The sequence below is a fragment of the Streptomyces sp. DI166 genome (assembly GCF_900091315.1).
Lineage (GTDB): Bacteria > Actinomycetota > Actinomycetes > Streptomycetales > Streptomycetaceae > Streptomyces > Streptomyces fuscus.
In genome coordinates this window covers 40811-62871 of sequence record NZ_FLSP01000036.1, presented here as the reverse complement: position 1 = coordinate 62871, position 22061 = coordinate 40811, and the positions used below count along the sequence as shown (strand labels likewise).

24 protein-coding genes and 1 pseudogene are annotated in these 22061 nt (G+C 71.1%); 19 read left to right on the top strand and 6 right to left on the bottom strand.

The features are described from left to right. Positions 1 to 19 precede the first annotated feature (19 nt). The 6 genes from GA0115233_RS19150 to GA0115233_RS19125 form a co-directional block, all read right to left on the bottom strand. Positions 20 to 1681, bottom strand: a complete 1662-nt coding sequence (locus tag GA0115233_RS19150) for a DUF4209 domain-containing protein (RefSeq protein ID WP_093721466.1) — start codon at positions 1679 to 1681, stop codon at positions 20 to 22. A gap of 304 nt (positions 1682 to 1985) precedes the next feature. Next, the gene (locus GA0115233_RS40205; protein WP_107406444.1) at positions 1986 to 2327 is read right to left on the bottom strand and encodes a hypothetical protein; all 342 of its coding nucleotides are present in this window, start codon (positions 2325 to 2327) and stop codon (positions 1986 to 1988) included. Between the two features lie 16 nt (positions 2328 to 2343). Beyond that, the gene (locus GA0115233_RS19140) at positions 2344 to 3042 is read right to left on the bottom strand and encodes a hypothetical protein (protein WP_093721465.1); all 699 of its coding nucleotides are present in this window, start codon (positions 3040 to 3042) and stop codon (positions 2344 to 2346) included. Between the two features lie 18 nt (positions 3043 to 3060). Further along, on the bottom strand, positions 3061 to 3546 hold the full coding sequence (locus GA0115233_RS19135; RefSeq protein WP_093721464.1) for a hypothetical protein: 486 nt from the start codon (positions 3544 to 3546) through the stop codon (positions 3061 to 3063). Further along, positions 3543 to 4085, bottom strand: a complete 543-nt coding sequence (locus GA0115233_RS19130; protein ID WP_061915836.1) for a DUF4913 domain-containing protein — start codon at positions 4083 to 4085, stop codon at positions 3543 to 3545. The genes GA0115233_RS19135 and GA0115233_RS19130 overlap by 4 nt, the downstream gene beginning before the upstream one ends. 253 nt (positions 4086 to 4338) lie before the next feature. Then, positions 4339 to 5094 (bottom strand): DNA-methyltransferase, encoded by a 756-nt coding sequence (locus tag GA0115233_RS19125; RefSeq protein ID WP_093721462.1) that lies wholly within the window; start codon positions 5092 to 5094, stop codon positions 4339 to 4341. Between the two features lie 515 nt (positions 5095 to 5609). Here GA0115233_RS19125 and GA0115233_RS19120 point away from each other — a divergent pair. The 19 genes and pseudogenes from GA0115233_RS19120 (at position 5610) to GA0115233_RS19035 (ending at position 21963) form a co-directional block, all read left to right on the top strand. Next, entirely contained in the window at positions 5610 to 6743 is a 1134-nt protein-coding gene (locus tag GA0115233_RS19120; protein ID WP_093721461.1) for a C40 family peptidase, read from the top strand. A gap of 139 nt (positions 6744 to 6882) precedes the next feature. Then, positions 6883 to 7197, top strand: a complete 315-nt coding sequence (locus GA0115233_RS19115; RefSeq protein WP_006143162.1) for a DUF6112 family protein — start codon at positions 6883 to 6885, stop codon at positions 7195 to 7197. Continuing rightward, positions 7197 to 7892, top strand: coding sequence for a hypothetical protein (locus tag GA0115233_RS19110; protein ID WP_093721460.1), 696 nt, complete (start codon positions 7197 to 7199; stop codon positions 7890 to 7892). The genes GA0115233_RS19115 and GA0115233_RS19110 overlap by 1 nt, the downstream gene beginning before the upstream one ends. Positions 7893 to 7929: 37 nt before the next feature. After that, positions 7930 to 9312, top strand: a complete 1383-nt coding sequence (locus tag GA0115233_RS19105; protein ID WP_093721459.1) for an SCO6881 family protein — start codon at positions 7930 to 7932, stop codon at positions 9310 to 9312. A gap of 81 nt (positions 9313 to 9393) precedes the next feature. Continuing rightward, positions 9394 to 10866 (top strand): SCO6880 family protein, encoded by a 1473-nt coding sequence (locus tag GA0115233_RS19100; RefSeq protein ID WP_176711856.1) that lies wholly within the window; start codon positions 9394 to 9396, stop codon positions 10864 to 10866. A gap of 58 nt (positions 10867 to 10924) precedes the next feature. Beyond that, a complete protein-coding gene (locus GA0115233_RS19095) occupies positions 10925 to 11374 on the top strand; it encodes a DUF6238 family protein (RefSeq protein WP_176711861.1) in 450 nt (149 codons plus the stop codon). A gap of 28 nt (positions 11375 to 11402) precedes the next feature. Continuing rightward, a complete protein-coding gene (locus GA0115233_RS19090; protein WP_093721457.1) occupies positions 11403 to 12917 on the top strand; it encodes an ATP-binding protein in 1515 nt (504 codons plus the stop codon). 333 nt (positions 12918 to 13250) lie between these two features. Next, complete coding sequence (locus GA0115233_RS19085; RefSeq protein WP_093721456.1) at positions 13251 to 13511, top strand: hypothetical protein; 261 nt, start codon at positions 13251 to 13253, stop codon at positions 13509 to 13511. A 123-nt stretch (positions 13512 to 13634) separates the two neighbouring features. Continuing rightward, positions 13635 to 13865 (top strand): hypothetical protein, encoded by a 231-nt coding sequence (locus tag GA0115233_RS40655; protein ID WP_141689539.1) that lies wholly within the window; start codon positions 13635 to 13637, stop codon positions 13863 to 13865. Further along, entirely contained in the window at positions 13855 to 14781 is a 927-nt protein-coding gene (locus GA0115233_RS19080) for a hypothetical protein (protein WP_093721455.1), read from the top strand. The genes GA0115233_RS40655 and GA0115233_RS19080 overlap by 11 nt, the downstream gene beginning before the upstream one ends. 29 nt (positions 14782 to 14810) lie before the next feature. Then, positions 14811 to 15584: a hypothetical protein gene (locus GA0115233_RS19075; protein WP_093721454.1), complete on the top strand. Its 774-nt coding sequence runs from the start codon at positions 14811 to 14813 to the stop codon at positions 15582 to 15584. A 291-nt stretch (positions 15585 to 15875) separates the two neighbouring features. After that, complete coding sequence (locus tag GA0115233_RS19070; protein ID WP_176711855.1) at positions 15876 to 16670, top strand: hypothetical protein; 795 nt, start codon at positions 15876 to 15878, stop codon at positions 16668 to 16670. A gap of 138 nt (positions 16671 to 16808) precedes the next feature. Beyond that, positions 16809 to 17324: a hypothetical protein gene (locus GA0115233_RS19065; protein ID WP_176711860.1), complete on the top strand. Its 516-nt coding sequence runs from the start codon at positions 16809 to 16811 to the stop codon at positions 17322 to 17324. A 48-nt stretch (positions 17325 to 17372) separates the two neighbouring features. Next, the gene (locus GA0115233_RS19060; RefSeq protein WP_093721451.1) at positions 17373 to 18116 is read left to right on the top strand and encodes a glycosyltransferase family 2 protein; all 744 of its coding nucleotides are present in this window, start codon (positions 17373 to 17375) and stop codon (positions 18114 to 18116) included. Then, positions 18109 to 19215 (top strand): hypothetical protein, encoded by a 1107-nt coding sequence (locus tag GA0115233_RS19055; protein WP_093721450.1) that lies wholly within the window; start codon positions 18109 to 18111, stop codon positions 19213 to 19215. The genes GA0115233_RS19060 and GA0115233_RS19055 overlap by 8 nt, the downstream gene beginning before the upstream one ends. A gap of 37 nt (positions 19216 to 19252) precedes the next feature. After that, on the top strand, positions 19253 to 19711 hold the full coding sequence (locus GA0115233_RS19050; protein WP_093721449.1) for a hypothetical protein: 459 nt from the start codon (positions 19253 to 19255) through the stop codon (positions 19709 to 19711). Further along, positions 19708 to 20899: pseudogene (locus GA0115233_RS19045) on the top strand (hypothetical protein). Before GA0115233_RS19050 ends, GA0115233_RS19045 begins: the two are co-directional and overlap by 4 nt. Before the next feature lie 41 nt (positions 20900 to 20940). Beyond that, a complete protein-coding gene (locus GA0115233_RS19040) occupies positions 20941 to 21438 on the top strand; it encodes a hypothetical protein (protein WP_176711854.1) in 498 nt (165 codons plus the stop codon). Positions 21439 to 21537: 99 nt separating this feature from the next. After that, positions 21538 to 21963: a hypothetical protein gene (locus GA0115233_RS19035; protein ID WP_093721448.1), complete on the top strand. Its 426-nt coding sequence runs from the start codon at positions 21538 to 21540 to the stop codon at positions 21961 to 21963. Positions 21964 to 22061: the final 98 nt, after the last annotated feature.

Here is a 22061-nt window from a genome sequence, read left to right as displayed (position 1 = left end):
AGCCCTGCGGTCCTGGGAATTAGGCCGTCGGGTCAGGTGCCATGCGCTGCCCGTGCGCGTGGCTGAGCAGGTACAGCGCCGCTTGCAAGATGAGCGCGACGTGGTGCTTGGGCGGGGTGTCGGCCAGGCCGTGGAGGATGTTGTTGCGCAGGTTCATCCCGCGGTCGGGGTCGACCAGGAGAAGTTCCAGCGCTCTGCTCCAGTCCGCCGGATACCCGGCCTCCGGCATGCTCTTCAGGAGCTTGCCCAGCAAGTCGACTCCACCGGGGCTCGGCCCCCAGGCCACGGAGACGACAGGAACCCGGGAGCGCAGGAGTTCCCGGAGGATCTGCTCGACCTGTGGCAGGGCGACGCACGCCGCGGCGTCGAATTCCTCCAGCCAGTAGTAGCAGAAGGCTCGGGCGAGGGTCCGCGCGCGCGGCTCGGGCAGCACCGCCTCGTGTGCCAGAGCGGCGGTCATCTCGAACTCGTCAGGTCGAAAGCGTTCGTGGATGCGGTCGAGCTGGATTGCGGTCAGGATCCCGAACAGTCCCAGACCGCGGACCTGCATCGCCACGGCGAGGTCGTCGTTGGCCTCGACGGGCGGTCGGACGAAGACCGGCCCGGCTGGGTTGATGCGCGAGCGCGGGATCCGTAGCAGGCCCTCGAGCGCGCCGTCGGCCTCGGCCTCGGCCTGCGCCCGCATCGCCGGGTGGATGTCCTGCACGGTGAGCCACAGCGCGGTCCGCAGATCCTCGGCTGCATCGACCCGGGCCTGCTGCCCGGCGATCAATGTGCGCGGGATGGTGCCCTCGGGCCGGATGGAGGTCCACTCCGGCGTGGTCTGCTGCAGGGCCATCTCGGCACGGGCCCGCAGGTCGGGCAGTCCCCGCTTCTGCGCCTGGGTCGCTGCCTCCGTCAGCAAGTACAGGCGGCGGTGCCCTGCATCGGCGGTATCGGCGGCGTCGAGGAGCGTGTGGACCACGGCGGCATCGATCTCCGTGTGGCGGCTGGCGCCCGCGTCCTTCCGCAGTGCATCGAGGAAGCCAAGCCGGACATCCACGTCGCGGGCGAAGAGGTCGGCCGCCCGTTCGGCGAGGTCCGCGACATCGCAATCCAGGGTCTGCAACGTTTCCAGGACAACCAGCAGAGGTCCCCCCTCGTCCTCGGCGCTGGCTAGGAGGCGCTCGGCAAGGGCGAGGGCGTCCTTGGTCGCGCGTTCACGAACGTCGTGCTGCTTGAACTTGAGGGACAGCTCTCCGGCCCTCTTTAGGCACCGGGCGGCCCGCGGCAGCCCGTGGCCGTCCTGGGCGGCCAACAGCAGCTGCGCCGCGTCGAGGTATCCGGAGGCCGCGCCACGAACGTGGTCGGGTCTACGGCCGTGTCCGGCGTCGAGCAGCAGATGATGAAGGTGGCCACGGAGCAGAGGATCATCCACGTGGTCTGCGTATAGGCTCCAGATCTCCAACTGGGTCGGCGTGGTCGGCGGAATCGGCGGGGCCTCCCGCGCCTCCTCCCGGGCCTTTAGCACCTCAGACGGCCGGCGACGCAAGGCCGCGACCAGCGCATCCCGCTGCTGCTCGACGGTCGTACTCGAACCGACGTCCATGGCCGTGAGGGAGAAGGCGGCGGCTGCGTTGGAGACGGCGTCCTTCGCCGCCGCCATGAGCGCTGTCAGCACGCTCGGCTCGATCTGCGGCACGGGACCTCACTTTCGTCACCAGCAGTATCGAAGCAGCCGGTGTCCGAGCGCACTGATTTTCGTGCGCCCTGGCGGGAAGCCCTCGGGTTCAGCGGCCGCGTCGGCACGGCCACGGTGACGGGCACCCCGAACATGGCCACCCCGCGCAGTTGCACCCCGTCGGCGTCGATGTCGTACAGACCGAAGCGGAACCGCGCGGCGGAAGGAGCCGCAGTAGTGGTGTTCGACCACGAAGGTCTTCGATTCCTTCTCCGGCAGCAGCTCGGCCGCGTACCGCCGGGCGTCGAACCCGCCCTCACCAACGTCACGGAAGGAGTGCCGTGGGCCGTTCCACCGCTGGCACCAGACGGGGACGGTAGGAACTTCGGCCAAGCCGTCGAACAGAGGGGTGTCTTGGACGGTAGTCACGGCCGCGAGCGCGGCGTGCTGGTAGCGTCGTCAGCAGAGCGGCAACACGTGGAAACTGTCCGCAGAAGCTGTGCGGGCCGTCGTGGTGTTCGGCGAGGGGAACGAGCATGTCCTCGTGGACGGCGACCTTGCGGTAGAAGTCGAGGTATTTCTCCTCGTCGGCGTCGAGGTCGTCCAGATCGAAGTCGACTTCGGGGTTGGACTTCCGGTCCGGCGCCGGGTCGGTGGGAGACAACAAGAGCCTTTCGGTGAAGTCAGCGCCGCTGCGCCGGGGTGGGCCGCGATGCGCCGGGGCGAGCCGGGACCTTCGGCGCCTGCACCGTGGGAGCCCGGCGGGCGGCGAACAGCGCGGCCCGTCCGGCGTCGGTGAGCGCGACCGGCTGGCCTGCGTGCACGGGGTGGCCGGTGTCCCGGACGACCAGGCCGGCGTCCTCCAACTGCTGCAGCTTGGCGTGGGGGATGCGGGTACCGGAGGCGGCTGTGACGGACATCCGGCCGGTCAGCAGGTGTTCGTAGAGCTTGGCGCCGCCGGCGATGGCGAGCAGCGCCGCCTGGTCATCCGTCGAGAGCTGCCGGGGGTCGGGCGCGCGAGCCGCCGCTGCTGCTTCGATGGGCTCCAGGGCGGCGAGCACCTTCCTAGCCGCGGCGTCCCGCGCGGCGGTGGCCTCTTCCAGCTGGTCCATGGTGCGGTCGATGCGCGTGAACAGCGCGCTGTCGACGTCGAACTCGCCGCTGGACAGGCGGTTGAGGAGCCGGAGGTAGAAGGTGACGCTGGTCTGGGCCTTGGCCAGTTCACGGTGCCGGTCGACCAGGTGGGCGTGCTGCTCGTCGAGGATGCCGCGGTCGCGGTAGGCCCACAGGGTGTCGATGTCGTGCCCGGTGACGGCTTGGAGGCGGTGGTCGAGCGGGGAGACCGCACGCCGGGTGGGTGCCGGCGCGGGTGGAGGGTGCATAGGCGGACCTCTGTGCGTTCAGCGGGTGTGATGGTGCGCGGGGTTTGGGGCGGGACGGGGCAGCCCCGGCAGTGCGGTGGGCAACGGACCGGGCCGGGGTACGGGAGCGCGGGTGGTCAGCTGCGGGGAACGCGAGCGTGCCGCGTGGGTGCGGGCGCTCAGCGGCCGACGAGTCATCCCCAGGCGGCGGCCGACCTCGTCGTAGACGTCGTTGCCTGCTCGCGGCCGGATGGCGACGACGTGGATCTCCTTGGGATGCGCGGACTCCGCGGGTGCCGGGCGGACGCCGTAGACGACACGCCAGTCCTTGCGCGAGTCCACGAACAGCTTCCTGAATCCCTCCAGGTCACCGTCGAGACGCAGGCCGAAGCGCTGCGCGTTCACGACTTCCTGCAGGTAGGCGAGGGTGAGGTCGCGTATGTCGCTGGGGGCCTGGAGGAGATCGGTCAGCGCGCGGGGGTCGAAGCTCAGTGCGAAGGCGGGCTGTCCCGCTCCCGCGGTCATGACGTCGGCTCGTCCGGTTCGGCGGCTTGTGTCGTGTTCGCCGTCTCCGTGCGCACGGACGGCGGCGGGCCGGGCAGAAGGCGGTGCGCGGGCCGGTCGGGCGAGGTCATGCAGGCCGACAGCGGCCCACCCGGCGCGCGGATCGCCGCGACGGCGTGGGTGAGGAAGTCCCGGTGCCACACGAACAGACCGGACAGCCCGGCTTCGGGATCCTTGTGCTGCTGGTAGGCGAGCCACAGGGCGTGGAGCCAGGCCACCACGTCGTCGTGCTCCTGCCACTGCAGGCACCAGGGAGCCGCGGTGGTGACCTCCGCCCCGTACACCGGGAGGAAGAAGTCATCCACCCAGTCGGACAGGGCGTCGAGTTCGTCCTCGCGTTCTTCTCCGTCGAGTTCCAGGATCGGGCGGGGCTCCGGTGGAGCGGCGGGAGGCGGCCCACCGAGTCCTGGCATGCCGAAGGCTGCGAACGGTGATCCGCTGGGCGGCGGGGCGGACGCGAGGTGGTCGAGCTGCTGAGCCTGTTGCGCCGACTGCTCCATGAGCCGCCGCACGCTCGCCTCGATTCCCTCCAGCTGTCGGTCCGGAATACGAACCGGCTCCAACTCGCCATCGTCAGGCGACTTTGTTGATTCGGGCATTGAAAAGCTCGGCCTCCTACGAGACACGGGATGAGAAAAGGACGGAAGCGTCTGCGCGCGGCCCATCCGGCGAGCTGCACGGCCACTGCCGCGGTATTTCGCCGACGGCTACGCGTGGGGAGCCGGTCGCCTTGGCAGCAGGCACGGACGGGGCTCAGCCGGTAAGGTCCACGTCGTCCTGCGTGAGGGTTTCGCGGATCGTCTCGGTGAGCCGGTCGGCCGCGATCGACGCGTAGTGCTCGGTCTTCTCCACGCCGATGAAGTCCCGGCCTTCCAGCAGAGCGGCCACGCCCGTGGAGCCGGAGCCGGCGCAGAAGTCGAGGACCGTGCCGCCCTCGGGGCTGATCTTGACCAGCTCGCGCATCACCTCGACCGGCTTCTGCGTAATGTGCCGGCGCTGCGCGCCCGAGGGCTGCGACGCCGAGTACATGCCGGGCAGATAGACCGGGTTCTGGGAGCCGTCGATCGCCCCCTTCGACGCCCAGACGATGAATTCGCAGTTCTGGGTGAACCGGCCCTTCTGCGGCCTGGCCTGCGGCTTGTGCCAGGCCAGCACACCGCGCCACAGCCACCCGGCGGCCTGGATCGCGTCCGTCGTCGTCGGGAGCTGACGCCAGTCGGTGAACAGCAGCGCGGTCCCGCCGGTCTTCGTCAGACGGTGCGCTTCGGTCATGATCTGCGTCAGCCAGAACGCGTAGGACCTCTGGTCCATGTTCTCGCCGGTGAAGTCTGCGAGGTCGTTCTTGGCATCGGCGGAGGTGTACTTCTGCTTCGCGGAGCGGGTGGTGCGCTCCTTCGCGGTCCGGCCACCGCTGTTGTACGGCGGGTCGGTGATGACGGAATCGACGCAGCCGTCCGGAAGGCCGGAGAGAACGGCAAGGGCGTCGCCCTGGTGAAGGGAAAAAGGCAAAGAGGGGCCCCTATTCGGGTGCGGATTCACGGTGGGAACTAGCCGCCTCGCACAGGAGTCCTCGCAGGCCGGAAGTGGGCGTGCAGAAGCCCAGGGCCGCAGACCGAGGAGGCGAGGGGAGTCCAAAAACTGTAGAGGCGAATCCGCCGACGACCAAGAAGTGCCGTGCGAGGGTGCCGGATTCCGGCACCTCGCGCCAGCTTTTTGGTCAACCGCCAATCCGCATCTACTGTTTTTGAACCGCCCGGCGCACACCGCCGCTGGCTACTCCCCCGCCACACCTCACGGAGGTACCCCCTTGCCCCGGCACACCTAGCTCACGGCCGGGCCAGCTGGGAGCGAGCGGCAACTCGCCCCGCATCGGTCCGCCTTGATCGCCCACCCCGGCCGCCACGCCCTTCCACCACGCCTCGCGCACGCGGCACGCCGGACACCGCACCCCCGAAGGACACGCTCATGACGTCTCGCTACCCACCCCTGCCCGACCTCGCTGACCCACGAGCGGTCCGCTCCGGTTGAAGGCGCTCGCCGCCGGCATCGGCGTCGTCTTCCTCTCCCCGCTTCTGCTCGCCGGCACCGGCATGATGATGGCGTCCTCCGCGGACGCCGTTCAAAGCAGCAGCAGCTCCCTCATCTGCCTGAACGACATCAACACCGGCAAGGTCGCCGAGCAGGTCACCAAGATCCTCGACGGGGCGTCCGGCAAGAACGTCCACGTCGAGGGCCTGGACCTGCCCGCCGAGCAGGTGCCCAATGCCCAGACGATCGTGGCCACCGGTATCAGCCTCGACGTCCCCAAGAAGGGCCAGGTCATCGCGCTCGCCACGGCGATGCAGGAGTCGAGGCTACGCAACCTCAACTACGGCGATAGGGACAGCCTTGGGTTGTTCCAGCAGCGTCCCTCCCAGGGCTGGGGCACCGCCGAGCAGATCCGTGACCCGACGTACGCGAGCGAGCAGTTCTACAAGCACCTGCTCAAGGTGAACGGCTGGCAGCAGATGACCGTCACCCAGGCCGCCCAAGCAGTACAGCAGTCCGGCCTGCCGGACGCCTACGCGCAGTGGGAGCACCTGGCCACCGCGCTGCAGGAAGCCATCGCCAAGACCTTCCCCGGCGCCGGCAACAACAAGGACGCCAAGGAGCCGAACACAGGCAAGGACCCGGGAGCCGGCACTACCGGCTGCGCTCCGGGCCAGGACGGCTCCGGCTTCGGCCCCATCCCCGAGGGCAGCGTCCCGAAGGGATACAAGATCCCCAAGGACGCCGACCCGAAGGCACGCAACGCCATCGAGTGGGCGATGCACCAGCTCGGCACCCTCTACCAGTGGGGCGGATCCTGCACCAACGCCCACGGCCCCGACCCGATGGGCCGCTGCGACTGCAGCTCGCTGATGCAGCAGGCGTACGCACACGCCGGCGTAGCCCTCAGCCGCACCACGTACACGCAGGTCAACGAGGGCAAGGCAGTCTCGCCCGCCCAGCTCAAGCCCGGTGACCTCATCTTCAGCCGCGGTACCGCGAGCCGTCCCGAGCACGTCGGCATGTACATCGGCGAGGGCCTCGTGATCGAGGCACCGCGCACCACCAAGCCGGTCCGGATCACCCCGATCAAGGACTGGACGATTCTCGCCGCCCGCCGCGTCATCTGACGCCACCGCCCGGTCACCGCTCCAGGCCGGCCGCCGCGGCGATCTCCCGCGCCCCGAGCGCATCTCCCCACCCCCTCTGCTTCCCCTCCCCCCGCCGGCCCCTCGTCTGGCCCGCGTATGCAAGGAGCCCGCCACACCTATGTCCCTCCCTCTCGCAGACCGCGTCATCCAGCTCGCCTACGACCCAGGGATCTCGCCCAAGGGCGGCGGCCTGCCCGGGCTCAGCGTGCTGAAGAACGTCGTCAACTCGATCAACATGTTCGGGATCATCGCCGTCGTCGGCGCCCTCGCCGTCTCGCTCGGCGTGTGGGCATGGGGCCACCACACCGGCGGCCACCAGGCCGAGGCCAACGGCAAGAAGGGCGCTGTCGTCGCCGCGGGCGCCGCCCTCGGCCTCGGCGCCGCGAACGGAATCGTCGCGTTCTTCTCCACCCTCGGCTCGCAGGTCCACTGATGCGGACCCGATTCCCCACCCTCTCGCTGTCCTCTTACGGCGTCGGCTGGTCGGCCAACCGACGCATCGCCATCGTCGCTCTGGTCGTCACCGTCCTGCTCACCATCGCCGCAGCCGTCGCCTGGCTGTCCGGCAGCGGCAACGCCCACCGGGATCCGACAGCTGCCGGGCCGGCCGCAACGCACAGCCCGTCCTCCTCCGAGGCCCCCGCCCCGAAACCCGAGGCCGGCTCCGGTTCGGTGCCCAAGCCTCCGCAGATCTCCGAGCCGGTCGCGTACGCCAAGGCAGCAGCCCAGATGCTGTGGTCCTACGACACCCGCGACACCAGCCGCGACCAGCAGCTCGCCGGCATGCGCGAGTGGATGACCAAGGAGCCCACCTACGCCGACTGGGCGTCCGTCTCCGGCCAGGTCCCTGATCCGTTGCTGTGGTCGCGGATGGCCGACCAGGACCAGCACGCCACCGCCCGCGTCACCGAAGGCCACTACCCGGGCGCGTTCAAGCAGGCCCTCGCGGAGGACCCCTCGGCGATCACCGAGGCGTACATCTACGTCGTCACCGTCAACGGCAAGCAGCAGATCGCCTGGAAGAAGGGCGGCGGCGGAGCCGAGGACCGCGCCGTGACCCTCGCCGTGCGGTGCCGCCCCGGCCACGACTGTGCCCTTGCCGCCATCGCTCCGAGCGTCACGCAGTGACCCGCGCCTGACACGAGATAAGGAGGAGTAATTCCCCGTGGGTTTCTGTGATTACCCCCTGGCGGACAAGCTCTGTGCCGTCGGCGACGCGGTCGATTTCGCCTCGGACCCTGGCAAGGCCATCGGTGACTGGATGGCGAAGTCCGCAGGTGAGCTGGCTGCGGCAGCGGCCGACTTGGCCGCCAAGGCGGTCAACACCACCACGAGGGTCGACCTGAACGCCGGATGGTTCCGCGACAACTACGAGATGCTGCTGCCGTTGGGCCTGGTCCTGCTGGTCGCCACCTTCTGCGCGCAGCTCGTCCGGGCCGCCGTCAGACGCGACGGACAAGCCCTCACCCAGGCGTTCACCGCCACCATGTCAGGGGTCCTGTTCGCGTTCTGCGCCATCGCCCTGACCACGGTCGCCGTCGAAGTCGTCGACGCCGTCAGCGACGGCCTGTTCAAGACCGCGCACCTGAGCATCGAGTCGGCCGTGCGCCGCATCGTGAAGGTCAGCCAGATCGGGTCCCTGGCCGGACTCGGCTGGCTCGTCCCGGTCGTCGTCGGTCTCGGCGCCGCCATCGGCACCTTCCTCTACTGGTGCGTGATGATGGTCCGCAAGGTCGGCATCCTCGTCATGGTCACCCTGGCCGTCTTCGCGTCCGCCGGCGGCGGCTGGGAAGTCGCACGCCGCTGGCGCAAGGGCTGGATCGAAGCCACCGCCACCCTCGTCGTCAGCAAGCTGCTGATGACTGTGATCTTCGTGCTCGGCATCGCCGCCATGGGCAAGACCGAAGCCACCGACGGCATCGCCGCCCTCGCCGACGTCATGTCCGGCATCGTGATCATGATCCTGGTGCTGCTGTGCCCCTATGCCGTCTTCAAGTTCGTGCACTGGGCGGCCGACGGCACCGACGGCGAGTCCATCCACCGCGCCGGCGGCGCAGGAGCGCAGATCGCCAAGGCTCACGCCGAGAACGCCGCCCGCAAGGCCGCGGCAGCAGCCGCCACCGCCGGAACCGGCGGCGCGGCAGCCGGAGCGGGTGTCGCCGCCGCGCAAGGCCCCGACGCCGCAGGCGGAGGCGGATTCCCCGGCGACATCGCCGCCAACCCGACCGGCGACAGCGGCGGCGGCAAGGACGCTTCGCAGGGTGGAGGAACGGGCGGCTCGCCCGGTGGCGGTGCCATGAAGTCCGGCCTGGAGAAGGCCGTCCAGCCCGCGCCGACGAGCGTGTCGGATGACACCAGCGGCCAGGTGGGCGGCAGCCCGGGGCCGGGCGGATCCGGCGTAAGCGCCGCGGCCGGCCAGCAAGGCGGCTGGCAGTCAGTGCCGCCGACCACGACCCCGCCGCCGCAAGGCGCACCGCCGTCCCCTGGGGCACAGAACGCCACGCCCAGCGGGACGGCCTCACCGCCGCCGCCTGCGACCGGCCTCTGATCCCCTGTTCGTCTACCGGGGGCGGGACGTGTACTGCACCCCCGCCCCCGGGTTTCCGCCCGCGCCTTCAGGACCCGCCCCTTGACTGATCTCTCCGTCGCTCCGGTCACGGTGAAGTTTCCGCACCGGTCCCGCCGCGGCATCCTCCTCGGCCTCTCCCTGCCCCAACTCATCCTCGTTTCCTGCACGCTGGCGCTGCTGCTGATGACGGTGGTCTCCACCGGGCTGGTCGGCGCCGTCGCCCTGGCCCCGCTGTGGGCGGCATCCGGTGCACTCGTGGTGATCCGCCGGCACGGACGCTCCCTGATCGACTGGGCGCCGATCGTCGCCCGCTACGCACAGCGCCGACGCACCGGCCAGACGCTCTGGCTCGCCCGGCCCGTCACCCGGCCCCGGCAGGACGGCCTCCTCCACCTGCCCGGCACGGCTGCCTCGCTCAAGGTGGTCACGCCCGGCGACTCCGCCAACGGCGCCGCGGCCGTGCACGACCCGCACCGGCAGACCCTGACCGCCATCGCCCGGGTCAGCAGCCGCGCCTTCGCCCTCCTCGACCCCGCCACCCAGAACCACAACGTGGGCAGCTGGGGCCGCGCGCTCGCGGGCATCGCCCGCACCGGGCACATCGCCACCGTGCAGGTGCTGGAACGCACCGTCCCCGACAGCGGCGACACCCTCACCCGCCACTGGGCCCAGAACGGGCACCCCCAGACACCGGTCGCCGGACAGATCTACTCCGAACTGGTCGCCTCGGCCGGCCCCGCCGCCGCACCCCACGAGACCTACCTCGCCATCTCCCTCGACCTCAAAGCCGCCCGGCGCCTGATCTCGCAGGCCGGCGGCGGGCTGCCCGGGGCGTTCACCGTCATGGAGCAGACCACCGCCTCCATCGCCCAGGCGGCCCGCAACGCCGGACTGATGGTCACCGGGTGGCTGACCGCGCGGGAGATCGCCGCCGTCATCCGCACCGCCTACGACCCGGGGGCCCTCGCCGCACTCCAGCAGTGGTCCGACACCGGCCGCGCCGAGGCCGATCCCGCAGCCGCAGGTCCCGTCGTCCAGGTCGAGGAGTACGACCGCCTCGCCACCGACAGCGCACGGCACGCCACGTATTGGGTGGAGAACTGGCCCCGCACCGAGACGAACGCCGGTTTCATGCACGGCCTCATGTTCACGGCCGGCGTGCGACGCAGCCTCTCCCTCATCTACGTACCGCAGGGGCTCGAGTCCGCACTGCGGGACGTCCAGCGCAAGAAGGCCGCGATCATCGCCGACGCCAACGAGCGCGCCCGCCGCGGACAGGTCGATTCCGAAGAGGACTCCGTCGAGTACGCCGACGTCAAAACCCGCGAACGCCAGCTCATCGCCGGACACGCGGACGTCGCCCTGACCGGCCTCGTCACCGTCACCGCCGAGACCGACGCCCTCCTGGACGCCGCCTGCGCACAGATCGAGACCCACGCCGTCACCTCGGGCGTCGACCTGCGACGGCTGAACTACCAGCAGCCCGACGCGTTCGCCGTCGCCGCACTCCCCCTGGCCCGCACCACCCTGTAGCTGCCAGTTCGCCCCCACACCCCGCTCCCGCCTCTTTGGCGGCAAGGACCTCCCCTTGATCCCTCCCCGTCCCAGCGCGCCCGACGCGCACCCCTACCTTCGGGCCGCCACCGCAGGCGTCCGCCACCACGCTCGGGCCCTCAACCGTGCCGCGCCCCCGGATCGCGGGCACCTCGACACCCTCCACGCCCACCTCACCGAACTACACCGGTTCATCGACCAGTTGGTCGAGGCAGCAGGGCCCCCGCATCCTGCAGCAGGCCGCCACCTCGCCACCGCGCACACCCGGCTGTGGCAGGCCGCCACCGAGATCCATGCCGCCTTCCACCTGCTGCCCGGCAATACAGCGCAGGCAGACACCGAGACGAGCGCGTGCCATCCGGAGCGGCTGCCCGAAGGGCCGCCCGTGCTGACCATCTGCCAACGCCACCTCGCCGCCGGGCACAGCATCCGGCGTAAGACCACCCCCACCGACCTCCGCCCGCACACCACGGCCTGCGTGCGATGAGCACCACCCGCAGAATCGAGGGCCTCCGATGAGCCACCGGCCCGCTCGCCGCGCCCGCCGCGCCTCCGCCAGCCCGCTTTTCACCCCCCACGGCACCGACCGGGCCAGCCGCAAGGCAGCCCGCCGCAAGCTCGCCGAAGCCACCGCCAAGGCCCGCGCCGAAGCCACCGCCCACCAGGCCGAGAGCACACCCGCCGAGCACGAGATGCCCGCTCCGCTCTACCCCCCGAGCGGACGTCCCGGGCCCGCCTCCGCGCGCAACAACCGGCTCAAGCTGCCCGCCCACCGCATGACCACCGCCGTGGCCGCCGGCGCCTACCCCTTCCTCGCCGAAGGCGGGCTCGGCGCCGAGGGCATCTACATCGGCCGCGATGTCCACGCGGAAGCGTCGTTCGTCTTCGACCCGTTCGCGCTGTACGGCAAGGTCGAGGGGTTCACCAACCCCAACCTCCTGCTCGCCGGGGTGATCGGCCAGGGCAAGAGCGCGCTCGCCAAGTCCTTCGCGCTGCGCTCGGTGGCCTTCGGCTACCGCGTCTACGTCCCGTGCGACCCGAAAGGCGAGTGGACGCCGGTGGCGAACGCGCTCGGCGGCCGGTCCGTCGCGCTCGGCCCCGGACTGCCCGGACGGCTGAACCCTCTGGATGAGGCCCCCCGCCCGCAAAGCGTGACGGAGGCCGACTGGGTCGGCGAGATCCGCAAACGGCGCCTGCTCCTGCTCGGCTCCCTCGCCCGGACCGTCCTGGGCCGGGACCTCATGCCCATGGAGCACACCGCCCTCGATGTCGCCCTCGACGCCGTGGTCACCCGCGCCGCCGGCACCGGCCGCACCCCGCTCCTCGGCGACGTCGCTGCCACCCTCAACAACTCCAGTGCGCTCGACGAAGCGGCTGGCATGATGTCCGGCCAGCTCGGCGACGCCGCACGCGACCTGGCCCACGCGATGCGCCGCCTCGTCTACGGTGACCTGGCCGGCATGTTCGACGCCCCCTCCACCGTAGCCTTCGACCCGCACGCGCCGATGCTCACCATCGACCTCTCTCGGCTCGGCGGATCCGGCGACGACACCGCCCTCGTCCTGGCCATGACCTGCGCAAGTGCCTGGATGGAGTCCGCCCTCTCCGATCCGAACGGCGGCAGGCGCTGGATCGTGTACGACGAGGCGTGGCGACTGATGCGGCACGTCGGCCTGCTGCAGCGGATGCAGGCCCAGTGGAAGCTCAGCCGCGGCCTCGGCATCGCCAACCTCATGGTGATCCACCGGCTGTCCGACCTGCTCACCGCCGGCGACGCCGGATCACAAGGCCGCGCCCTCGCCGAGGGCCTCCTCGCCGACTGCAGCACCCGGATCATCTACCGCCAGGAGACCGACCAGCTCCACGCCGCCGCCGCCCTGCTGGGCCTGACCTCCGTGGAAATGAACGCCATCGCGCACCTGAACCGGGGCCGTGGTCTGTGGAAAGTCGCTGGCAGATCCTTCATCGTCCAGCACCTGCTGCATCCCCACGAGCTGGCGCTCTTCGACACCGACTCCCGAATGCATTGAAAATGCGTCAAGTTCACGAATCCTGACAACACCCCATCGAAGGACTTTCGTATCCCCCCGCGTGACCCGGACTTCGACCTGTACGACAACGTCGGCCGCGACGCCGACCAGATCCATGCCGCCCGGTACAACCTCGCCACCCGCGGCGACCTGAAGCGGTGGGCGCGACGTGACGCGCAGCCCTTCCTCGACGCGCATCCGCTGCCGGACCAGCCCTGGCCCGCACCTGATCTCACCCCCTACCTGGACGCCCTCGCCGCGGCTCAGACTCCGGCGGAGATCGAAGCAGTCACCGACCACGTCCTGGACGCCGCCGAACCTGCACTGCGTGCCGTGAGCGACTACCTCGTCGCCGCCGCCCGGTGGCGGCGGGAGAACCGCGGTGCGGCCAAGGGATCTCCCTCAAACCTGCTGATGACGGCGGCCAGCCGGGCGCTGTCGGTCCTGGCCCTCGCTGACGAGGCCGGCCTGAGCCGGCTGCGCGCCGCCTACGACCCGGCTCCCACCCCCGCGACACCGACCGGCGGCCAGCCTGGGGCCAGCGCAGGTGTCCCGCCCGCTCCTCCGTCCCCTGGCTCCGCACCCCGTCGATAGCTCTCTTTCGGCGATTCCAGTCACGCCGCTTCTCGCAAACGCGATGCCGAGGGACCACCCCTGTTGATCGACACGGCATCGCCACCGCCTGCACACGGAGTCCTCTTGAAAAGTCCCCCTCACGTGAACGCCACCGAATGGGCCGAAGACCAACAACGTCGAGCCCAACTCGACGACCTCATGGCACAGGTCGCCGACCAGGAAGCCCAGATGGAACACGACCTGATCGCCACCCACGACGAGTACGAACTCGGCTTCAGTCAGGAGTCGCAGCCGGGAGCCACCCTCGCTGGACGGACGCCTCCACCGCACCGATCGCCCGCCTCCTCCCGCGGGAGGAACCGTGGCCGCTGACGAAGCGAGCACCCCAGACTCCCGCCGCGTTGCCTCGCTCGCACCGCTTCCCGACCACCGCAACGTGGACACCCCATGGTGGCAGGAGCTGTGGCGTCGCCACGCGCATATCACCACGCCGCTGCGGGCACGCGGCCTGCCATGCGACATCGAGTTCGGCCTCAGCGCCTACATCGTGCGCGTCTCGCTCCCCGACGACAGCTTCCTGATCATCGGTCCGCCGCAGGAGCCGTCCTCCGAGCGCCCGCCCGGAGACCCCGAGGGCTGGATCGCGACGCGTGAGCACCCCGACGAGCCGTCGCTGTTCGAGGTCCTCTACGACTCGGCCCCCTCCGACGACCCCGGTGCTCTGCAGCGGCCCGAAGCCCGCCACGGCGGCAGCGCCCAGCCCCTGATCGAGGCGATCGACCACCGTCTGGCCCAGCTCGGGCTGCTGCCGCACCCTGTCTTGCCCGGCGAAAGCCCACGCGTGCACGCAGTCCGGCCGACGCCCCCGCCCCAGGCCCAGGGCGTCCCCGGCATACCAGACCGTGCTCCCGCCTACGTCTATGGCGACGCACTGCGCGCTCTGACCGACCGGCTCAACGGAGCGGAGTCGCATGCGGATGCCGCTGCCCTGCTGCACCAGATCCTGGAGCCCACCGACGGACTGCTGGCGCAGCTCGGCGAGTTCTTCGAAGCAGCCGGGGAGAAGGCCAAGGAAGCGGAGGAGGACGACGGCTTCGACCTGTCGTACGACCTCGCCGACGCCGCCGCCGAGATCCGCAACCTCGGAGAGGTCCTGCACGTGGCCGAGGACAGGATGCGGGCCCTCACCCCGCTCGCGTCGGCACCGCGACTGCCCTCCAGCCCGGCCCATGCACCGTCCCTTCCCCCGCGAGTGCTCCCGCCGGCACAGCCGCGGAACGCGCGCTGACCCGGACCATCGCTTCCCTCCAGGAACACATGACCTCACCCCGCTCTGACCTGGCCGCCTTCGCCGCCGGCCTTGCCGCGCGCCTGCCCGGCACCTGGACCAGCGAGTACCAGCGCCACGCGCAGTACGCCGACCAGTTCCCCCGCACCCAGCAGCTCTGGGACACCGGCCACGTCGACTATGTCGTCAGCCAGTACGTCCTCACCCACGACGCCGTGCTCCACGGGCCGGCCGACCAGCGGCTGTACGTGGCCGACCGCCCGCGCTACCCGCACCAGTTCGTCGTCGCCCCGCTCGCCCCCGCCAGCACGCGCATAAAGCCCCACCACTTCGCGGAAGTCGAAGAACCCAACGGCATCGCCGTACCCAAGGACCCCGCGCGGGCGGCAGCACGCATCGCCCGGCGACTGCTGCCCCGCTACGAACAGGCCCTGCACGCCGTCCTCGACAACGCGGCGCACCAGCCCGAGCCCCCACACCGGCCCGCCCCACCGCAGGTCGACCAGGTCCTCACCCTGACCCTGTACAGCGACGGAGCCCTCGGCGCACCGTACGCGAGCGTGCCGGTGGATGCCCGCATGACGCTGTACACCCACGGCTTCCAGTACCACCCGCACCAAGCAGCGTTCCTCCTGCCCGCCACCTACGGGGACACCGGCCACGCCCTTCGCATCCACGGCGTGGTCCAGCAGCTCACGGCCCAGGGCATCGGCGTGAACCTGCGCCACTCGGCGCCCACCACCAGCGCCCCTCTTCCGCCGGCGTCAGCGAAGGCCGCATCCCCGATCCGCCGTACGCGCTGACCCGCCCGCCGCCCTCAAATCCTTGGAGTCTCCATCCGCATCGCCCGCCGCACCCTGCCGCTGTTCGCCGGCGTCGCCTGTCTCGCCCTGGCCCTCACCGGCTGTGCCGACGACGGCACCACTGTCGCCAAGCCGTCACCCAGCGCCAGCAGCGCGCCAACGCCGGCGCCTGCCCTCAGCGCCGCCCAGGCCCGCGACGTCATCACCCACTACTCGAAGATCAACAACGAGGCCAACTCCGACCGCGACCGGCGCCTGCTCGACACGGTCGAGGACGGCCCGCTGTACGCCATGTCCGTCTCGGACTACACCGAGACCGAGGGACTCCCCGCGGCTGACCGCACGCCCTACAAGCCGTGGTCCTACAACACCGCCAGCGCCAAGCTGTACATCCCGCGCCTGGGAGCCGGACAGGACCGCTGGTTCGCCGCCGCGCTCTCGGACGACAAGGGCAAGGCCCCTACGCGGCTGGCGGTGTTCGCGGAACGCCCCCAGCACAAGCGCTGGGAGATGGTCTCCGTCGTCGATCTCGACAGCCCGGACCTGCCGGACATCGCCCTCGATCACGACGGGTACGCCACGGCCGTTGCCGCCGACGGCAACAAGCACCTTGCCGCCGACGCGAACCTGCTGCGTACCGCGGTGCTCGACAATTTCGCCACCGGCGGCACGAGCACCGGGACGAAGGTCTTCACGCCGACCACGGCGAGTAAGCGGCAGATCGAGGTCCACGACAAGACCGGCACCCGCTACGGGGACCAGGGCACCACCGTCTTCGCCGGCACCGACAACCGCTACCAGGACGCCTACGCCCTCAAGACCGCCGACGGCGGCGCGCTGATCCTCTTCTCCCACATGCACACCCAGACCGACGCCGTCGCGCACTCGGGCCTGCAGATCAACCCCGGCAAGGAGGACCGGGCCTGGCTCCACGACGTGCCCCGCACCTCCATCACGTACACGTTCGTGTGCAACGACGCCGCCACGGTCCCCGCGAAGGCCGCCCCGTCCCGCCTGATCGGCTACACCTGCGCCCGCACCGACGCCTCCGGCCCCCCGGTCCCGTCCTGGTCGCAGGGCGCGTAGAGACACCCGCCCGCCACCTGATGGCCGCCGAACCCTTCCCCCTTGCTCGCCGCGGAGAACTCCCTGTCCACTCGCTCCTTCATCGCCCGCCCCACCGCCAGCACGGGGTACACCGGCATTCACGTCCAGCTCGACGGCGTGCCCAGCCACCACCTCCCCCTGCTCCTGGCCGCCTACCAGTACAGGTTCGGACGCGACATTGAGGCCATGTGCCGGCACCTCATCGACGACGTCGCCGTCGGCTGGGACGAACTCGGCACCGATCTCCTCGACGATGCCCCGCCCGCACTCGTGACCGCGCTGACCGGCGGCGAGCACTGGCCCAGCCGAACCCTCGACCACCTGGTCACCCCGGACGGCTCTCCGCCGGTACGCATGTCGGTCACCGACGAGACCGCCGACGAGCAGGACATGGAGTGGGGGTACGTCCTGCACAAGGAGGGCGTCGAGGTAATCAGCCTCCTGCACGAGGACACCGGCCCCATCGTGAGCTGGTCCATCGACCCGCGCACCGCCTTCAACGACCACCCGGCGGCCTGGTCCTCCCGCGACTCCCCGCCCGCTATCCGGGCATCACGCAGCACGCCGAGTCCGAGCGCTCCTGCCGCAGCCCCGGCGAAGGCCGGCCCCTCGCGCCCCACCGCCCGCCGCTAGCTTTCCCTCGTCTTCCCGGAGCCTTCCCTGCCCCTGCACACCACTCCCTTGATCACCGTCGTCATCGCCAGCCGCCTGCGCGAAGACCGGCTCGACTACCTGACCGCCATGCACTCGAGCCTGACCCGGCAGTCCGTGCCGTGGGAGGCCGTGATCGCACTCGACGGTGCCTCTCCCGACCGCCTGCCGGCCCCGCTCGCACAAGATGTCCGCGTTCGCACCCTGACGCTGCCCCGGCCGGTTGGCGCCGCCTGCGCCCGCAACCTGGCCCTGAACCACGTACGCACCCCATACATCAACTGGGCTGATGATGATGACGAGTTCACCGACGATGCGATGGCCGTACGGCTGGACACCCTGGAGTCCACCGGGGTCGGCTGGTGTGCGGGCTGGAGCGAGGACAAGTATCCCGACGGCTCGACCACCCTGTGGCGCTGTCCCACGCCGCCCGGCCGGCACGAGGCCGGGGACGTGTGGACGTACTGGAAGTCGTCGGCGGACACCATCCCCCTCGGACCGACCACGATCCTCGCCCGCACCAACCTCGTGCGCGCCGCGCCGATGGGCGGCCTCGTGCAAGGTGAGGACTACTGCGCGGCCCTCGGCGTGACCGCTCTCGCGCCCGGGATCCTGCTGCCGGTCCCCGTGTACCGGTACCGCAAGTGGAACGGGCAGATGACAGCCCAGGTCGGATACGACCAGCTGGAGGCGGCTGCCCGTGAGCACGCCTGGGCGTACGGCCGCAGCCTGCGCTCCGTCCTGCGCGGTGGCGAGGACCTGGTCCATGGCTGAGGCGCAGATCATCCTGTCGCACAGCCGGGAGTCCGGGATCGTCGCCATCGCCTCGGGCGAGCAGTACCGCTGGGCGCACACCGCCCTCGCCGAGAGCGGCTTCCAGCGGGATGACGACGGCGTCTGGCACCTGCCCGCGGGCGGCACTAAGACCACCGTGGTCGACCTCATCGGGTGTGCGAAGCGGCACCGCACCAGCGTGCACACGAGCAGCCGCCGGTTCATCGGCGACGCCGCCCGCGACCTCGCGCGCCTCCTGCCCGGCCAGTGGCACGCCTCGGTCGAGAGCTACTCGCACCCCGCCTGGCAGGAAGACCTCGTCCCCTGGATCTGGGACAGCGGCGAACTCGGCCGCGCCGTCCAGAGCGAGCGGATCCCCTACGCCGCGCTCCTCACCGACGCGGTGCAGGGCACCACGCTGCTGTTCATCGAACGTCCCGGCCGTCAACTCGACTACCTGGTCGGAGCCTTCTCGCCCGAGGGACTGGAGGGGGGCTACGGCGATCCCCACGCCCCGCGCAGCATCGTCCTGCCGCCGTTTGCCGGACGGGCTGCCCGGGTGCTCACCGGCCGGTACCTCCCCGCCTACGAGCAGGCCGTCCACGCCCGCCAGACGGCGGCCATCGCCGCTGTACTCGGGGACATCCGCTGCGAGCATGACACCTGGCAGGCCAGGAACGCCTCCGGCCGCTACAGCGACGCCACCCCGCTGAGCGCCGCCGCTCTCGGCACCGCGACGGAGTTGTTCCTCGACCATGCTTGGCGCCGTTTCCTGACCGTCGTCGACCACGCCCCGGCGCTGCTCGACCGGTGCCGACCCGCGAGCAGCCCGTGGCCCGATGACGCCGCGGCCCTCTCCCGTCTGGCCGACGCCGTGATCGATGCCGAGGCCCTGGTCGACGAGATCGTCCACGGCGGTTTCGTGCCGGAGCAGGAGCGTCGAGCACGCGCGTGGCCGGCCATCGAGACCTGGCTCACCGACGGCGCAACGTTCTTGCGTCAGGCCCGCATCAGCGCACCCCACCGCCGCCCGGCCCTGCCCGTCGCCGCGCCGGCCCGCCCCCTCACCGCGGCCCGGCCCGCGCACCGCGGCCCCTGACCCTTCCGCCCCACGCCCCGAGGAGAACCTCGCCCCCTTGCGACCCGGCACCCACTTCGCCTTCGGCGACCACGAGGAACACGGCTTCGTCGCCTCCTTCACGCCCTCTATGCCCGCGCACCTCGCCCACTGGTACCTGGAGCGCGAGCAGTTCGAGCCCGTCCCTGGAGAACCCGGCCTGTACCGGCTCAGCGAGCCCGAGCGCGACGGAGTCCGCCGCACCCGCCAAGCCGTCCACGACCTGCGCCGCCACGGCTACACCGTGCAGGCCGACATCCGCCTCGACCCGTCCCTCTCGGCCGGCCCGGCACACCCCGCCCGGCCCCGCGGACTTAAGGAGCGCCGCAGCCGTCTCGCCCAGGCCGCCGCCGGCCGGACGACGCAGCGCTCCGCACCGCCCACCACCTCCCCGCCGGCGGCCCGGCCGATCCCGCCGAAGCCCACCTACGCTCCGACCGTCCACCTGACGGCCGCGACCGGCGGGCGGTCCCGATGACATCCGCGAGCAGTCCGACCCCCGACGGCCCCTTGCCGACCGCTCCAGAACTGGCCAACGCAGCACGAGACTTCCGCTTGCGGATGGCGGTCATCGACCGCGAGACCGAGGCCGCGCTCGACAATGACACGCGACCGCTACGGCCGTACCGCCCACGCGGGCGCCGCGGCAGCCACGCGAGCCCACCGCGACAAGGCCGCCGTGGAGGCGTACGCCGCCCACCTCGCCCCGCACGCCGAGGCTCTCCTCGATGCCGCCCGCCTGGTGCTCGATGAGCTGCCACCCGCTCGGCACCTGACCGGGTGGCGGGCCGTCCTGGACGGCCTGGCCGCCTCGGCCGCCGAAATCCGCCGGGCGCTCGACCGGCCAGCCGCACCCGATTCCCCGGCCGCGCGTGCTCAGCACGCGGCCCTGTGGCCGCACCTGGCCGCCTGGGCGGACCACGGCTCCATCGCCAGCAACCTCGCCGACCAGCAGGGCGGCCAGCACCACAAGGCACCGCTGACCGACGAGGAACAGCAAATGTGGACCGAGAGGGCACAGGCCGCGCAAAGGCGCGGCGAGCTGGAGCTGACCGAGTCGTGGTACGCCGCCGACGGGCAGCCGATCACCCTCGCCTATTTGGTCGAGGGCGACGACTCGACGGTGATCGCGCTGCGCGGCGACCCGGACGCACCGGGCTGGCAGGTTGTCGGGCACTACGCCCACGAGTACGAGGCGGGCAAGGTGCTGCCCGCTCCGGTTCCGCCCGGCGTGCTGCGCGCGGACGTCTCCCGGTTCAACCGCCCGGCGCCGGTCCCGGAGGTGTCCCTGCAGGACCTCATCCGCGATGTCGTCGAAGGCCAGAGCGCCGGTGACGCCTCCAACGCTCTCCTCGGCGCCGTCCAGCGCGGCTATGACGCCGGCCCGATGGTCCGCCTGCAGGAACTCCTGGAGACCAGCGGCCAGTTCGCCAGCGCCCTTGAGACCGTGCAGGGCCGCCAGATCGCCGCCCGCCTGGCAGCGCTGAGCCGGCAGATCGAGTTCCTCACCCGTGAAGTCGAAGAGGCGGCCGAGGACCTCGGCGCGACCGTCGCCGTCCTGCCCCCGCACCGCACCCCCGTGCTGCGCGCCCGTCCGCGCCCCGCCGTGGACACCACACCGCCCACGCCGCCACCCCGCGCCAGCACCACCGCCCGACACCGCTAAGCGCAACCCCCACCTTGCAACCCCTTTGAGGAGATCGAATTATGGCCGTGCGTACGCACTGGACCGTGGAGCACGCCTGCTCCCACCGCGTGGATCATGACCTGTCCAATCGCCCTGCCGACAAGCGGGCCGGCTTCGCCCGCTGGCTCGCGGCGAAGGACTGCACCGACTGCTGGAAGGCGGCGCGCGACGCCGACGCCGAGTCCAAGGAGGAGTGGCTCGCGGCCAAGCGGGCCGAGGAGCAGGAGGCAGCCCTGGCGTGGGCGAAGCAGTTCGGCATGCCGCAGTTGGAGGGCCCGGAGAGGGCCCTGGCTTGGGGTGAGCGCTCCCGCCACCAGCTGATGACATCCGCGCACACGGCGCTCGTCGTCGAGGGCACGTGGGACGAGGCGGACTGGGCGGAGCTGGAGGAGAAGGCCCGCGCCATCACCCGTGCCGGATGGTGGATCGACCAGCGCGACGCCGAAGGCGCTGACCTGCTCGAACTCCTTGACGCGGCCGGTGAGGCGGATCGCGGGACGGAGAACCCGTTCCGCTGACGGCGGGGCAACATAGCCGGAGAACGCCGGTTAGCCAAACCGGCGTTCCTCCGGACTATTGATGCTCCCACCCCGCCAGCATCTGCGTGGAAGGAACTCATGTCCCAGCCCCCGCCAACCTCGGCGTTCGCACCGACGCCCGACCCGCTTACCCCAGATCGGGACATCACCCATGCCCACTTCCAGGCCGGTGACACCGTCGTCGTCCTGAAGGGGATGGCCGGCGGAGACCTGTGGGGTGACGCGATGCGCGTCGTGGCACCGTCCTGGCACACCCCGACCGACGAGGACGGCTGGCGGCTGCGTGATGCGACCGGCGGCGCCCAGTCCTACGTCACCGCACACCCCCGCTACCTCGTGCACCTCTCGCGCCGCTGCCCGGACTGCCTGATCTACCTGCGGGCCATGGAGGATGCCCTCCTTACGCGGTTCGCCGACCGTGACGAGCTGATCGACTGCGGCTGGTACACCACCACCGCCCTGGGTCAGCTCGTGCACATCGCGGACATCCGGGGCGGCCGATGACTTCCTCCATGCACCGCCCCGGCCGCACCGCCCTGCTCCGCGAGCGCTCCCTGCTCTGCACAGCCCGCGACCTTCATCAGCACCGGCCGCCCACCCGC

What these genes read in the sequence shown, in the direction of transcription:
- GA0115233_RS19035 (WP_093721448.1), top strand. Translation starts at nt 21,538, where the DNA reads ATGTCCCAGCCCCCGCCAACCTCGGCGTTCGCACCGACGCCCGACCCG.
- GA0115233_RS19090 (WP_093721457.1), top strand. Translation starts at nt 11,403, where the DNA reads ATGAGCCACCGGCCCGCTCGCCGCGCCCGCCGCGCCTCCGCCAGCCCG.
- GA0115233_RS19110 (WP_093721460.1), top strand. Translation starts at nt 7,197, where the DNA reads ATGCGGACCCGATTCCCCACCCTCTCGCTGTCCTCTTACGGCGTCGGC.
- GA0115233_RS19055 (WP_093721450.1), top strand. Translation starts at nt 18,109, where the DNA reads ATGGCTGAGGCGCAGATCATCCTGTCGCACAGCCGGGAGTCCGGGATC.
- GA0115233_RS19140 (WP_093721465.1), bottom strand. Translation starts at nt 3,042, where the DNA reads ATGCACCCTCCACCCGCGCCGGCACCCACCCGGCGTGCGGTCTCCCCG.
- GA0115233_RS19075 (WP_093721454.1), top strand. Translation starts at nt 14,811, where the DNA reads ATGACCTCACCCCGCTCTGACCTGGCCGCCTTCGCCGCCGGCCTTGCC.
- GA0115233_RS19115 (WP_006143162.1), top strand. Translation starts at nt 6,883, where the DNA reads ATGTCCCTCCCTCTCGCAGACCGCGTCATCCAGCTCGCCTACGACCCA.
- GA0115233_RS19130 (WP_061915836.1), bottom strand. Translation starts at nt 4,085, where the DNA reads ATGGAGCAGTCGGCGCAACAGGCTCAGCAGCTCGACCACCTCGCGTCC.
- GA0115233_RS19135 (WP_093721464.1), bottom strand. Translation starts at nt 3,546, where the DNA reads ATGACCGCGGGAGCGGGACAGCCCGCCTTCGCACTGAGCTTCGACCCC.
- GA0115233_RS19070 (WP_176711855.1), top strand. Translation starts at nt 15,876, where the DNA reads ATGTCCGTCTCGGACTACACCGAGACCGAGGGACTCCCCGCGGCTGAC.
- GA0115233_RS19040 (WP_176711854.1), top strand. Translation starts at nt 20,941, where the DNA reads ATGGCCGTGCGTACGCACTGGACCGTGGAGCACGCCTGCTCCCACCGC.